This window comes from Burkholderia sp. Bp9015 (assembly GCF_003853505.1).
Taxonomy (GTDB): Bacteria; Pseudomonadota; Gammaproteobacteria; order Burkholderiales; family Burkholderiaceae; genus Burkholderia.
Map to the genome: position 1 here is coordinate 21276 of NZ_QTPZ01000043.1, position 12158 is coordinate 33433.

Below are 12158 nucleotides of genomic sequence, written 5' to 3' on the forward strand. Positions count from 1 at the left end.
ACGTGACGAATGATCATCATGATGACGGCGACACTCGGCTGACCGAGCAGGTCGTCGCCAGCTTCGACGGTACGCCGAACCAGCGCTTGCGCGTGCTGATGCAGAGCCTCGTGCGGCACCTGCATGCGTTCGTCCGCGAAACGGAGCTGACCGAGGCCGAGTGGATGGCCGCGATTCGCTTCCTGACCGAAACCGGGCAGATGTGCGACGACGTCGTGCGCCAGGAATTCATCCTGCTGTCGGACACGCTCGGCGTGTCGATGCTGGTCGATGCGATCAACCATCGCTTCGCCACCGGTGCGACGGAAACGACCGTGTTCGGCCCGTTCTACATCGAGGGCATGCCCGAGCGCGCGTATGGCGAGAACATGGCGTTCACGCCCGGCACGCCGGTCGTCGTGCATGGCCGCGTGCTCACTACCGACGGCGCGCCGGTGCGGGACGCCGTGCTCGACGTGTGGCAGACCGCCGAGAACGGCATGTATTCCGGGCAGGATACGGCGCAGCCGCACGGCAACCTGCGCGGCCGCTACCGGACCGATGCCGAAGGTCGTTACGCGATCACGACGATCCTGCCGGTCAGCTATCCGATTCCGACCGACGGCCCGGTCGGGAAGATGCTCGACGCCACCGGGCGCCATCCGTGGCGGCCGGCGCACCTGCATTTCATGATCGATGCACCGGGCTACCGAAAGCTCGTCACGCATCTGTTCGACGAGAACGACGCGTATCTGCAGTCGGATGCCGTCTTCGGCGTGAAGCCGTCGCTGATGGTCGCCTATCGGCCGCGTGCGGCGGGTGACGCGCTCGCGCGCCGGGTCGGCTTGAGCGGCCCGTATCGCGAGGCGACGTACGACTTCGTGCTCGACCGGAGCTGACCGACATGGCGCGATTCTTTGCGGTGTTTGCGACGGACCAGCCCGGGATGCGCGAGGTGCGCGACCGCGTGCGGGCGACGCATCGGACCTACCTGCGTTCCGCCGCGCAGCACGGCGTGTATGTGCGGCTCGGCGGGCCGACGCTCGATCCGCAGGGCGATGCGATGAACGGCACGCTGCTCGTCGTCGAGGCGGACGACATCGATGCGGTGATGCAGTTCGTCGGCAACGATCCGTATGTGAAGGAAGGGCTGTTCTCGCGGGTCGAGGTGCGTCCGTGGGACTGGAGCCTCGGCAATCCCGAGCGGAGAGCGTGAGTCATGGGTGCCACGCAACTCTGTCGCTTCGCCGATGTGCCGGATGGTGGCGCGCGGGTCGTCGATGAGGCGTGCATCGGACGCCCCGTCATCGTCGTGCGGCGCGGGGAGCAGGTGTGGGCTTACGTGAATCGTTGCCCGCATTTCTCGGTTCCGCTCGATTTCGTGCCGGGCAGCGTTTCCTGTTATCGATCCCAGGTGCTGATGTGCGCGCATCACAGTGCGCTGTTCCGGTTCGACGACGGTGTGTGTATCGACGGGCCGTGCTCGGGTGCCGGGCTGGAAGCCGTGGCCGTCGAGGTGGATGCGGCGGCGTGGGTGATTTGCCGGAGCGCCTGAATCGGCGGAAGGGTCGATTGCACCAGGCTGGATGAAATCGGAAGTGCGTGGGATTTCATTCGTCCGAGTCAATAAGTAAAACTAAATGAATTTTATTGTACCGGCCCGGATGCAAGCCTGATCCGGGTGGGGGAAGGTGTTGTTTCACGAAGCATGAGCGGATCGTTCGCGACGTGGCGGGCGACCGGCTCGAATTTCAAAAAAAGACGGAGACGCAATGAAGCTCAGGTTTGGAGTATTCGCGATGCTGGCCATCGCGCAGGGTGCGTACGCACAGAGCAGCGTGACCATGTTCGGTCTGATCGACAGCGGCATCTCGTACGTCAGCAACGAGGGCGGCGGGAAGAACGTCAAGTTCGACGACGGCATCTTCACGCCGAACCTGTTCGGCTTTCGCGGCACGGAAGATCTCGGCGGCGGATATCACGCGACGTTCGCGCTCGTGAACCAGTTCTCGATGGCGAACGGCAGCATCATCGGGACCGGGATTTTCGGACGTAATGCATACGTGGGCATCGAGAGCGACCGGTTCGGCAGCGTCAGGCTCGGGAATCAGTACGACTTCATGGTCGATTCGCTGTTTGCGAAGGGGAATGCGATCTCGATGGACATCTCGGGGCTGTACGGATTCAGGAATGGCCCGTTCCAGCGTCTCGCGCTGCCTGGTAACCCGACCGGCGCGTTCGACTGGGATCGCACGGCAGGCAGCAAGCCAGTCGCGAACTCGGTCAAATACAGTTCGCCGACGATTGCAGGGTTGTCGGGCGGCGTGATGTATGCGTTCGGCGGCGTGGCCGGTTCCATCGGCGCGGACAATGCCGTGAGCGCGGGCTTGAACTACGAAGTCGGCGCGCTCGGCATCGGTGCCGCATATACGAACGAGAAGTACGGCCCGGCGCCCGGCACGCCGTCGACCAGCGTGCGCAACTGGGGTGTCGGGATGCACTACGACTTCGGTGCGGTGAGCGCGAAGGCACTCCTGACCACCGTGCACAATTCGTTCAACGACGCCGGCGTGTGGATGGCCGAGGCCGGCGGCGTGTGGCGCATCAGGCCGGACGTGTTTCTCGGCGCGAAGTACATGTACATGAAGGGCAACGAAGCCGTGAACGACAACCATGCGCATCAGGTCAGCGTCGCGCTTCAATACCTGTTCACGAAGCGGACGATGGTCTACGTGTCCGCCGATTATCAACGCGCGAACAGCGGCGCGAACGCGCAGATCAACGGCGTGCTCGATCCGAACGGGGCGTCGAGTTCAGCGAGTCAGGCGGTGGCGCGGGTCGGCCTGCATACGATGTTCTGATGGCGCGGCGGGCGGGACCGGCGTCGCGGTCCGCCCGCCAACCGGCTACCGCGCCGCTGCGGCCGCCTCCTTGGCCTTGTCCTGTTCCGCCGCCAGCGCCGCATCCGCCGCCTGCGCGCGCTGGATCGCCGGGCGCGCCAGTACGCGATCGATGTACGCGCGAATGCGCGGCGTTTCGGGTACCAGCTTGAACATCGTCGTCCAGTTCAGTGCCGAGCCCCAAAGCACGTCGACCGCCGTAAAGCGCTCGCCCAGCAGGTAGGGCCCTTTCGCCAGTTGCGCATCGATCCGCATCATCACGGTATCGAAGTCGCCGTACGGCGACGTCGAGTAGGCGGCGGGCGGGCGATTCATCGAGCGGTCGACGATGGCCGGCTCGAGGCACGAGCCATAGAACGTCATCCAGGTCAGATACGGCCCGCGCAGCGCATCGCCCGGCGCCGGCGACAGGCCGGCTTCCGGATACAACTCGGCCGCGTACATGTAGACGGCGGCCTGCTCGGTGACGATCACGTCGCCATGACGCAGTGCGGGAACCTTGCCCAGCGGGTTGATGCCGAGGTAGTCGGCTTCGTGATGTTTGCCGGTGGAGAGATCGAACGCATGCAGTTCGTAGTCGGCGCTCAGTTCCTCGAGCAGCATCCGCGCGCCGGCCGAGCGGCTGCGCGGGGAGTGGAACAGGGTCAGGTGACGGTCTTGCTGCATCGCGGGCTCCGGTGTGCATTCGGGACAGGTCGACCAATATAGGACGGCCGCGCGGCTTCGTCTTGGAAAAATCCGCTGCGGCGGTGCATCATCACGCAGTCACCTCAACGGTTCGTCACCATGGCCGACTTGCGTCACGTGACCGACACGCCCAAAGGTGTCGTCGGCCCGAAAGCCTTCAATCAGCGCTTCCGCCTGAATCGCTATTACCCCTGTGCCGACCTGGCCGGGGTGCTGGATCACCACTGGATCGTCGAATGGGATCTGCGCGACCAGCCGGCGTATGTGCAGCGCACGCTGCCGTATCCGTGCGTGAATCTGGTGTTCGACCGGCGGCGGACGGGGATCTTCGGCGTGGTGTCGGGGGCGTTCGAGACGACGTTGGCCGGGGCCGGGCGGGTGATCGGCTTGCGGTTCCGGCCGGGCGCGTTTCGGGCGTTCTTCGGCAAGCCGGTGCATTTGTCGACCGACAAGGTGCTGCCGGTGTCGACGCTGCTCGATTGCGGCGACGCGCAAGCCGAAGACGCCGTGCTCGGTGCCGAGGATGACGCCGGGATGGTGGCGGTTGCCGAGGCGCTGCTGTTGCGGGTGCTGCCGCCGGCCGATCCGCAGGTCGAACGTATTCATGGCATCTTGCAGATGCTGCAGCAGGATATCGGGCTCACGCAGGTGCGCGATCTGGCTGAGCGCGCGGGGTTGAGCGAGCGCACGCTGCAGCAACTCTTTTCCGACTATGTGGGCGTGACGCCGAAGTGGGTGATCTGTCGTTATCGCCTGCATGAGGCGGCCGACAAACTCGCCGGCGGCGAGCCGGTCGATCTCGCGGAACTGGCGCAGGCGTTGGGGTATTTCGACCAGGCGCATTTCACGCGCGATTTTCGCAAGCTGGTCGGGAAGGCGCCGGCGGAGTATCGGCGGGAGGATCGGCAGGGTTGAGGTTGCGGATGAGGGGGCGTCGGCCTGCTTTCGGCTGACAATGAACCGGCGAAGGGGCGCTCAGGGCATCGGTGAATTTCAAACAATGGATGCGTTGCCTATCATTCCACCCTATAGTGCTCGTCGTTGACCGATCCGCAAGAAAATCAGGAGCCTTCGTGTTTCATCGGAAATCCAAGTTGGGGCGTTCGAGCTTCGCGTGCGTCGTCGCTTTGACGATGATCCTGGCGCCCGTCGCGGCGCATGCAGAGGCGGAGGCCGTCGACGGCACGACCCACGTCGCGCCTGCTGCCGATCACGACGCGTCGCCCGCACGACCGATCGTCGGCGACGACCCGGTTGCCATTCGGGATGCCCTGAAGAAGCTGCACATCAGCCCCGCGCCGCCTTCCTTGAGCGACCGGGTTCGCGGCCTGGTCTCCGACGCAACCGACCGGTATGCCCCGAATCCCGACCTGGCGGCCGTCGGCCTGGATCGCGACGTGACGTTCGTGGTGCCGGTGCAGTACGGGCTGAGGTACCGGTCGCAGCGGCACCTGTTGACGCTGGACATCGACCTGTTCGACGCGGAGCACGGCGACCGGACGGGCGTCCTGCTCCGGAAGGTCACGAAGGGGCCACGAGGGCGAGGGCTCGTGATCGCCCCCGAAGCGAAAGCGAAAGGGTACATCCAGCAGATCGACATCATCGAACTCGATTCCGGGCATGGGAAAAAGACCACGGTTCGCAGCCGGATGCGGATTTCGCCTGCCGTGTACGCTCAAGCGCATGGCGACTTCGCGCTCGTCTTTTCCGGGCGGCTGGTTCGGCCTTATCTGACCGAGCAAGTCGAGCATGCCGATCCGAGTATCGACGAGCCGACGGACATTACGACCCGGATCTCCAGGTTGCATATGGATATCAATGCGATCTCGCTGGTGAGTCCGTCGAGCGGGGTTGTGTTGGCGAAAAAGCTGAAGTTGTCGAAGTAGGGGTTTTCGTGCGCGGGGCGGGGATACTGACCGGCTTGCGGGGCGCACGCATGCTCAAATTTTGGCGTTGCGCAATCTCAGCGCGTTCGAGATGACCGAGGCTGAGCTCAGGCTCATCGCCAACGCCGCGATCATCGGCGACAGCAGCAGCCCCGTGAACGGGTAAAGTGCCCCGGCCGCCAACGGGACCCCGAGCGCGTTGTAAACGAACGCGAAGCCAAGATTCTGCTTCATGTTCGCGACGGTTGCCTCGGACAGCGCTCGAGCACGCGCGATACCGCGCAAGTCGCCCTTGACGAGCGTCACCTGAGCGCTGCTCATTGCCACATCCGTGCCTGTTCCCATGGCCACGCCAACATCGGCCTTGGCCAGCGCGGGGGCGTCGTTTATGCCGTCGCCAGCCATCGCGACGACATGCCGGGCTTGCTGAAGCCGTGTCACCAGATCGAGCTTGTCGGCAGGCTTCACCTCGCCATGGAATTCGTCGACGCCGAGCTTCCCGGCCACGGCCTTGGCAGTGACCACCCCGTCACCGGTCGCCATCACGACTCGGATACCGTTCTCCTTCAACGTCGAAAGCGCCTCTGGCGTGGTCGCCTTTATCGGGTCAGCGACCGCCAGCAGTCCGGCCAAACTGCCATCGACTGCCAAGTACATGACGCTCGCGCCTTGCGCACGCAGGCTATCCGCCTCCCTGGACAGCGATTCGACGGATACGGCGTCAGTCCGCATCAGCGCGGTGTTGCCAAGTGAAAGTCGCCTGCCAGCGACGACTCCTCTCACGCCGATACCCGTTGCGGATTCGAAATTTTCCGTGCGGTCCAAAGTCAGCTTCTTCTCGCGGGCTGCCGCAACGATGGCTGCAGCAAGCGGATGCTCGCTGCCTTGGTCGAGACTCGCCGCCAGACGAAGCACGTCGTCGGTCGTGTATCCGCTTGTGCCTACGGCCTGCTCGAACGCAGGACGCCCCTCGGTCAGCGTCCCCGTCTTGTCGACAATGAGCACGTCGACCTTGCGCAAATTTTCAATCGCAGCGGCATCGCGAAAGAGAATCCCGGTCGTGGCTCCTTTGCCGCTCGCGACCATGATGGACATGGGCGTCGCAAGGCCCAGCGCGCAGGGGCACGCAATGATGAGCACCGCCACCGCATTGATGAGACCGAATACCCAACTGGGCTCAGGCCCAAAGATGCCCCACACGAGGAAGGTCAGGAGAGCGATGCTGACGACCCCGACGACAAACACCCCGGCCACCTTGTCGGCCATGCGCTGCATGGGCGCACGGGAGCGCTGCGCCTGCGCGACCATCTGCACGATTTGCGACAGGACGGTCTGGGCGCCGACCTTTTCCGAGCGGATGACGAGACTGCCTGTCGCGTTCATCGTTGCGCCGATGACGTGGTCGCCAACGCGCTTCGTGACCGGAATGGGCTCGCCGGTAATCATGGACTCGTCGAGCGAACTCGTGCCGTCCGTCACCACGCCGTCCGCGGGGACTTTCTCGCCCGGCCGCACGCGAAGCAGGTCTCCCACATGAACATGGGACAACGGAATGTCTGCTTCGGAACCGTCCGGGTTGATGCGCCGCGCGGTCTTGGGTGCGAGCCCGAGGAGTGCCTTGATGGCGGCGGACGTTTGCGAGCGGGCCTTCAGTTCGAGCAACTGCCCGAGAAGCGTCAGCGAAATGATGACTGCCGCCGCCTCGAAATACACGCTGACCCGGCCGTGCGCGCTGTACGTTTCGGGAAACACGCCGGGGAAGAGGGTCGCGATGACACTGTAGATATAGGCCGCGCCTGTCCCGAGCCCGATGAGCGTCCACATGTTGGGGCTGCGGTTCATGAATGAGCGCACGCACCGCTCGAAAAACGGCAGGCCTGCCCACAGGACGACCGGCGTAGAGAGGATGAACTCAACCCAGCTTTCGGTGCCGGCGCCCATCAATCGTAGGCGATGGCCAAACATCGCCAGCACGAAAACGATGGCGGTCAGTGGCAACGTCCACCAGAAGCGGCGTCGGAAATCGACCAGTTCCGGATTCTCGCCTTCGTCGACGCTGGGCAGAATCGGTTCCAGCGTCATGCCGCACTTCGGGCATTGCCCGGGATGGTCCTGTCGAATTTCCGGGTGCATCGGGCACGTGTAAATGGTGCCCTCGGGTAGTGCTTGCGGCTGCTCGATGGTCGAAGGCTCAACGTACCTGGACGGCGCTGCCTCGAATTTCGTCAAGCAAGCCTGGCTGCAGAACGCGTACCACTTGCCATTGTGTTCGCGGCGCAAGCGTGACTCATCGGTCACCGTCATTCCGCAGACGGGGTCGCGAAGCGGATCCGTGGAGCGTACGTGTTTGTCCTGGCCATCATGGTGATGAGCATGCTTGTCGTGTCCATGCCCGGCGAAAGGGGCGTGCTCGTCCGTCTCACGACCGTGACGTTCGTCCGATGACAAGTGCCCGGACATCCTTTGGTGATGAAGCTCGTCTTCGCCGGGTTGGCCGCTCATTTGACGCTCCTTTGCTCACCCGTTCCGTTTCCATTGAGGCTCGTCGCTCTGCGCGTTCGATATTGACGTGACGACCGTGCTACGACGTGAGTTACCTGTATCGAGGCTAGCTGTTGCCTCGATCTTCTGATTCCCGAGACCGACACTGGCAACATGCAGTTCGGGAGAGAGGTATGGGCGTACGGAATTGCATTAGTTCGGTCCACTCAGGCGGTTGTATAACCACGCAAAGAAGGCACCGGCCGCAAAGAACCAGACCGCGAACACAAGGGCCGGGTAGACAACAAACCACCAGGACAATGACTCGCCGGTCTGAAGGCGTCGGAAATCGAGTCCGTGAAAAAGAGCGTTCATGAAGTTCATGAACGGTCCAGGAAGCGCCATCCATACGAGTGTGCACAGGACATAGAACAGCACAACCGTGGCTGAAAGCGTCGCGCCAGTCTTGAAGGGTTTCATGGCAGCCTCCTCATCCCGGAAGATTGCGATCGAGTTCGGCAGTGCCAGCTACGGGTGAGCCGCCTGAAATCAATGCACTTGAGCCGGGCGTTTCCCAAACAAGCTGGGTACGAAGCGCGGCGTGTGTGCCGCGTATTCACGCCACGCAGTGCCGAACCGCGCCTCCGAATCATGCTCCTCTTGTATGGCTAGTCGAACGTACATGAAAACGAGAATGGGGAACATGGCCAAAGTCACGAGCGTGGGCCATTGGAGCAGGAAACCCAGCATGATCACGACGAACCCGACGTACTGAGGATGCCTGATTTTCGCGTAGGGTCCGGTGGTGGCCAACGCCTTGCCACGCTGAGCTTCATACAGTACGTGCCACGCCGTGGACAGCAAGTAGAAGCCGCCCAGTATGAAGAAGAAGCTGAGGAGATGCGGAAGTCCGCCATGCGGGTCGCCGTGCCTGCCGGTCAAGGTCCACCACAGGTGCCCTGCATCGTGAGATAGCAAATTCGTGTGCGGAAATCGCGTCTGCAACCAGCCCGATAGCAAGTAGACGGTGAGCGGAAACCCGTACATTTCTGCGAATAGCGCGACGATGAAGGCGGAGAATCCACCGAACGTTCGCCAGTCCCGCTTTGTCGCTGGCTTGAAGAAGCTGAACGCGAAGATGATGAAGACGAGAGAATTGATGGCTACGAGGCTCCACAGGCCGTAACCGTCACCGATGCTGGTCATGACCGTCTCTCGAATGAGGGCGCCTGCCGGTCGATTTCGTCCCGTCGTGCCTGTGTCCGTGGTGCATGAACAGATGCATCAGCGGGCACGAGAGCAACAGTAGATATGGCAAGACGCCAAGGAAGTGGGCGCGGTGTTCGGAAAGCAGGAGGAATAGCGCTATTGCAGTGAATGCTACGAGTGCAATGGCTGACCGTGATTTCCAGAACGGCCGGGCACCATGCGAGCTGTCATCCATGGTTGTCTCCCGTTTCGCATCGTCTCACTTCTCGGCCGGATGCTCTTGCGCAGCCTGACGGTCCATCATTGCCTGCATCATCATTTGCATCATATCCATCCGCATTTCCATACTCTCGTGCCGCGACGACATCGGCATACCGGACGAGCGAGCACCCATCATCTCCATCATGCTCATGCCGTTTTGCATGACTTTCATTTGCTCGTCCATCAGGGCGGCGCGTTCTTGAGGCGTCTTCGCGTTCATCATCTTTTCATGCATGGCGCGCATGGCCTGCATCTGGTCGTCCGCCTCGCGGTTTGACTTGTTCGGCGCTTTTGCGGCTGCCTTATTCGGATGATGGGCATCGTGAGCTGCATTGTCGGCGGCCACCGGCGTGCCGGCGATTGCAACGGCACTGATCATGCCGAGCGTCGCAATTGCGATTGCGAGTTTGTGCAGGAATGCCATCTTGTTCTCCAGGAGCATGGTTCTTCAGAGCCGGTCGAACCCTGAAACCACTCTATGCTGACGCTCCTTCGATGGCTTGACGTGGCTCAACGAATCACGCGCCGAATTCTTCATATGTAGCGCGGCCGTGGAGCCGACACGCGCCCGAGACGGTGCATCGCTCCGGGCGTGCTCGACAATGCAGCATTGACGTGCATCAACCCTGCGACCGCCGAGCTACTTACGATAGGCAGTGCACCGGTGAGCGGCGGAATGCCGGGAATACAAGGCAGAGGCGCGTCCATGTCGAAAAGTTCTATGGCAATGTCCGCACGGCGCCGTCTGGCCCGCGCGCTTCTGACAGGCGCATTGGCGCTGAGCTTGCTGTCTCTCTCAGGGTGCGGCTATAACGCCATCCAGAGCCAGGACGAGCAGGTGAGGGCCAGCTGGTCGGAAGTTCTCAATCAGTATCAACGGCGTGCCGACCTGGTTCCCAACCTCGTCAACACAGTGAAGGGGTACGCGGACCAGGAAAAGGAAGTGCTGGTCCGTGTGACGGAGGCGCGGGCGAAAGTGGGTGAGATTCGCGCCACACCGGAACTCATTGCTGATCCGCAGGCGCTCGCAAAATTCGAAGCCGCGCAAGGACAGCTCACGTCGTCTCTATCACGGCTGCTCGTGGTTTCGGAAAACTATCCGCAATTGAAGTCGGACGCGAATTTCCGGGACCTGCAGGCGCAGCTCGAGGGTACGGAAAATCGTATCGCGGTAGCCCGAAACCGATACATTCGCTCCGTTCAGACGTACAACACGACGATACGATCGTTCCCGAACAATTTGACTGCAAAGGCCTTCGGCTATCTGGAGCGCCCCAACTTCTCCGTAAGCAACGAAGCTGAAATTTCCAGACCGCCGCGGGTCGACTTCGGCTCGCCGCCGGCCTCTGCAGGCGGGACATCCAATTGAACGTGCTCCGACTGGCGCTGGCCGTCGTTCTAACCTCGTTTCTCCTGGGCGGAGCCGGTGCGCTCGCGGACGTCCCCGTCCCGCCGTTGACGTCGAGAGTCACCGATGAAACTGGAACCCTGACCAGCGACCAGTCGGCCAGCCTCGAGAAGACGTTGAGAGAGTTTGAGGCGAAACGAGGAACGCAGTTTTCAGTTCTCATCGTTCCGACCACGGAGCCCGAAACCATCGAACAGTATTCGATGCGAGTCGTCGAGCAATGGAAGCTCGGCCGCAAGAATGTGGACGACGGCGCGCTCCTGATTGTCGCGAAAAACGACCGAGCGCTTCGAATCGAGGTCGGGTACGGCCTCGAAGGCGTGCTCACCGATGCAGCGAGCAATCGCATCATCAACGAGGCGATCGTTCCGCGGTTCCGAAACGGGGACTTCTACGGTGGCATCACCGCCGGCGTCGACGGCATGATACGCGTCGCCAGCGGCGAGGCGTTGCCGCCACCGCGGCGATTACCTCGGGCAAGCGACGGCGCCGGACGGTTGCTTCCCGTTCTCTTCCTCCTGACGGTCATGGCCGGTGGCCTGCTGCGCGCCATGTTCGGGCGATTGCCCGGCGCCGTCGTGACCGGCGGTGTCGTCGGGGCAATCGCGTGGATCTTGTCGCAGGCGCTTTTTGTCGCCATCGCGGCGGGAATGATGGCGCTGCTCTTCACGTTGCTGGGGGGCGGTATGAGAGCCGCTGACGGGCGCTTCATCGATGGTCGCGGCGGGCGTTTCGGCCGTGATTCGAATCGCGACATCTTTCGCGGCGGCGGTGGGGGCTTCGGCGGCGGTGGCGCATCGGGACGGTGGTGAGCATGGACCTGAAACGTCTCTTCCGACATCTTTTCGCGACCCGCTGGCGGGTCGACAAGGCATTTTCACGGCGGACGCTGATCTCGATCGAAGAGGCTGTACGTGCCAGTCATCGCGTGCACGTGGGTCAGGTCAGGTTTGCTGTGGAAGGGGCGCTGCATATCGGCGCGTTGCTGAAGGGCACCTCTGCGAGGGACCGTGCCATCGAGGTTTTCTCGGACCTCCGGGTTTGGGACACGGAGCACAACAACGGCATTCTCATCTATCTGCTCCTTGCGGACCGGGACGTCGAAATTGTCGTGGACCGAGGCATACACGCCAGAGTGGACCAACGCGAATGGGAGGCGATTTGCGAAGCCATGGAGGCTCATTTCCAGCAGGGCGACTATCGGTCAGGTGTTCTGCGAGGTATCGAGCAAGTTACGGAGCTGCTGAAAAAACACTTTCCGATTCACGGTCCGTGGCTCGATGATCTTTCGAGTGCGCCCGTTGTGATATGAGTTCCGAAGCTCGACATCGGTCCTCTTGAACCTGT

The 12158-nt window shown here is 62.4% G+C and carries 15 protein-coding genes; 9 read left to right on the forward strand and 6 right to left on the reverse strand.

Annotated elements, in window-relative coordinates:
• The first annotated feature begins 2 nt into the window (after positions 1–2).
• From DIE12_RS32390 to DIE12_RS32405, 4 genes are all read left to right on the forward strand, one after another.
• The gene (locus tag DIE12_RS32390) at positions 3–878 is read left to right on the forward strand and encodes an intradiol ring-cleavage dioxygenase (RefSeq protein WP_124523325.1); all 876 of its coding nucleotides are present in this window, start codon (positions 3–5) and stop codon (positions 876–878) included.
• Between the two features lie 5 nt (positions 879–883).
• Positions 884–1195, forward strand: coding sequence for a YciI family protein (locus DIE12_RS32395; RefSeq protein WP_044848341.1), 312 nt, complete (start codon positions 884–886; stop codon positions 1193–1195).
• Between the two features lie 3 nt (positions 1196–1198).
• On the forward strand, positions 1199–1534 hold the full coding sequence (locus DIE12_RS32400; protein ID WP_044848342.1) for a Rieske 2Fe-2S domain-containing protein: 336 nt from the start codon (positions 1199–1201) through the stop codon (positions 1532–1534).
• A 217-nt stretch (positions 1535–1751) separates the two neighbouring features.
• The gene (locus tag DIE12_RS32405; protein WP_124523326.1) at positions 1752–2840 is read left to right on the forward strand and encodes a porin; all 1089 of its coding nucleotides are present in this window, start codon (positions 1752–1754) and stop codon (positions 2838–2840) included.
• Between the two features lie 45 nt (positions 2841–2885).
• Here the strand turns inward: DIE12_RS32405 and DIE12_RS32410 are convergent, their stop codons facing one another.
• Entirely contained in the window at positions 2886–3545 is a 660-nt protein-coding gene (locus DIE12_RS32410; RefSeq protein ID WP_124523327.1) for a glutathione S-transferase family protein, read from the reverse strand.
• A gap of 120 nt (positions 3546–3665) precedes the next feature.
• On the opposite strand from DIE12_RS32410, the gene DIE12_RS32415 reads away from it, so the two are divergent.
• Positions 3666–4481, forward strand: coding sequence for a helix-turn-helix domain-containing protein (locus tag DIE12_RS32415; RefSeq protein ID WP_124523328.1), 816 nt, complete (start codon positions 3666–3668; stop codon positions 4479–4481).
• Positions 4482–4639: 158 nt separating this feature from the next.
• The gene (locus DIE12_RS32420) at positions 4640–5452 is read left to right on the forward strand and encodes a hypothetical protein (protein WP_124523329.1); all 813 of its coding nucleotides are present in this window, start codon (positions 4640–4642) and stop codon (positions 5450–5452) included.
• A gap of 54 nt (positions 5453–5506) precedes the next feature.
• Here the strand turns inward: DIE12_RS32420 and DIE12_RS32425 are convergent, their stop codons facing one another.
• From DIE12_RS32425 to DIE12_RS32445, 5 genes are all read right to left on the reverse strand, one after another.
• Positions 5507–7954, reverse strand: a complete 2448-nt coding sequence (locus tag DIE12_RS32425) for a heavy metal translocating P-type ATPase (protein WP_260429066.1) — start codon at positions 7952–7954, stop codon at positions 5507–5509.
• A 192-nt stretch (positions 7955–8146) separates the two neighbouring features.
• Complete coding sequence (locus tag DIE12_RS32430) at positions 8147–8413, reverse strand: DUF5676 family membrane protein (RefSeq protein ID WP_124523330.1); 267 nt, start codon at positions 8411–8413, stop codon at positions 8147–8149.
• 69 nt (positions 8414–8482) lie between these two features.
• Complete coding sequence (locus DIE12_RS32435) at positions 8483–9139, reverse strand: isoprenylcysteine carboxylmethyltransferase family protein (RefSeq protein WP_124523331.1); 657 nt, start codon at positions 9137–9139, stop codon at positions 8483–8485.
• Positions 9123–9377, reverse strand: a complete 255-nt coding sequence (locus tag DIE12_RS32440) for a DUF2933 domain-containing protein (protein ID WP_124523332.1) — start codon at positions 9375–9377, stop codon at positions 9123–9125. The genes DIE12_RS32435 and DIE12_RS32440 overlap by 17 nt, the downstream gene beginning before the upstream one ends.
• A 24-nt stretch (positions 9378–9401) precedes the next feature.
• A complete protein-coding gene (locus tag DIE12_RS32445; protein WP_124523333.1) occupies positions 9402–9827 on the reverse strand; it encodes a hypothetical protein in 426 nt (141 codons plus the stop codon).
• A 297-nt stretch (positions 9828–10124) separates the two neighbouring features.
• Between DIE12_RS32445 and DIE12_RS32450 the strand changes: the two genes are divergently transcribed.
• Genes DIE12_RS32450 through DIE12_RS32460 form a run of 3 tightly spaced genes read left to right on the forward strand, consistent with a single transcriptional unit; the run spans position 10125 to position 12123 of the window.
• On the forward strand, positions 10125–10772 hold the full coding sequence (locus DIE12_RS32450) for a LemA family protein (protein ID WP_409364389.1): 648 nt from the start codon (positions 10125–10127) through the stop codon (positions 10770–10772).
• The gene (locus DIE12_RS32455) at positions 10769–11623 is read left to right on the forward strand and encodes a YgcG family protein (protein WP_124523336.1); all 855 of its coding nucleotides are present in this window, start codon (positions 10769–10771) and stop codon (positions 11621–11623) included. Before DIE12_RS32450 ends, DIE12_RS32455 begins: the two co-directional genes overlap by 4 nt.
• A gap of 2 nt (positions 11624–11625) precedes the next feature.
• Positions 11626–12123 (forward strand): TPM domain-containing protein, encoded by a 498-nt coding sequence (locus DIE12_RS32460; RefSeq protein WP_124523338.1) that lies wholly within the window; start codon positions 11626–11628, stop codon positions 12121–12123.
• The last annotated feature ends 35 nt before the right edge of the window (positions 12124–12158 follow it).

Excerpts from the sequence above, each read along its gene's own strand:
- DIE12_RS32460 (WP_124523338.1), top strand. The coding sequence starts at position 11,626 with ATGGACCTGAAACGTCTCTTCCGACATCTTTTCGCGACCCGCTGGCGG.
- DIE12_RS32400 (WP_044848342.1), top strand. The coding sequence starts at position 1,199 with ATGGGTGCCACGCAACTCTGTCGCTTCGCCGATGTGCCGGATGGTGGC.
- DIE12_RS32425 (WP_260429066.1), bottom strand. The coding sequence starts at position 7,954 with ATGAGCGGCCAACCCGGCGAAGACGAGCTTCATCACCAAAGGATGTCC.
- DIE12_RS32415 (WP_124523328.1), top strand. The coding sequence starts at position 3,666 with ATGGCCGACTTGCGTCACGTGACCGACACGCCCAAAGGTGTCGTCGGC.
- DIE12_RS32395 (WP_044848341.1), top strand. The coding sequence starts at position 884 with ATGGCGCGATTCTTTGCGGTGTTTGCGACGGACCAGCCCGGGATGCGC.
- DIE12_RS32450 (WP_409364389.1), top strand. The coding sequence starts at position 10,125 with ATGGCAATGTCCGCACGGCGCCGTCTGGCCCGCGCGCTTCTGACAGGC.
- DIE12_RS32410 (WP_124523327.1), bottom strand. The coding sequence starts at position 3,545 with ATGCAGCAAGACCGTCACCTGACCCTGTTCCACTCCCCGCGCAGCCGC.
- DIE12_RS32435 (WP_124523331.1), bottom strand. The coding sequence starts at position 9,139 with ATGACCAGCATCGGTGACGGTTACGGCCTGTGGAGCCTCGTAGCCATC.
- DIE12_RS32440 (WP_124523332.1), bottom strand. The coding sequence starts at position 9,377 with ATGGATGACAGCTCGCATGGTGCCCGGCCGTTCTGGAAATCACGGTCA.
- DIE12_RS32430 (WP_124523330.1), bottom strand. The coding sequence starts at position 8,413 with ATGAAACCCTTCAAGACTGGCGCGACGCTTTCAGCCACGGTTGTGCTG.
- DIE12_RS32405 (WP_124523326.1), top strand. The coding sequence starts at position 1,752 with ATGAAGCTCAGGTTTGGAGTATTCGCGATGCTGGCCATCGCGCAGGGT.
- DIE12_RS32445 (WP_124523333.1), bottom strand. The coding sequence starts at position 9,827 with ATGGCATTCCTGCACAAACTCGCAATCGCAATTGCGACGCTCGGCATG.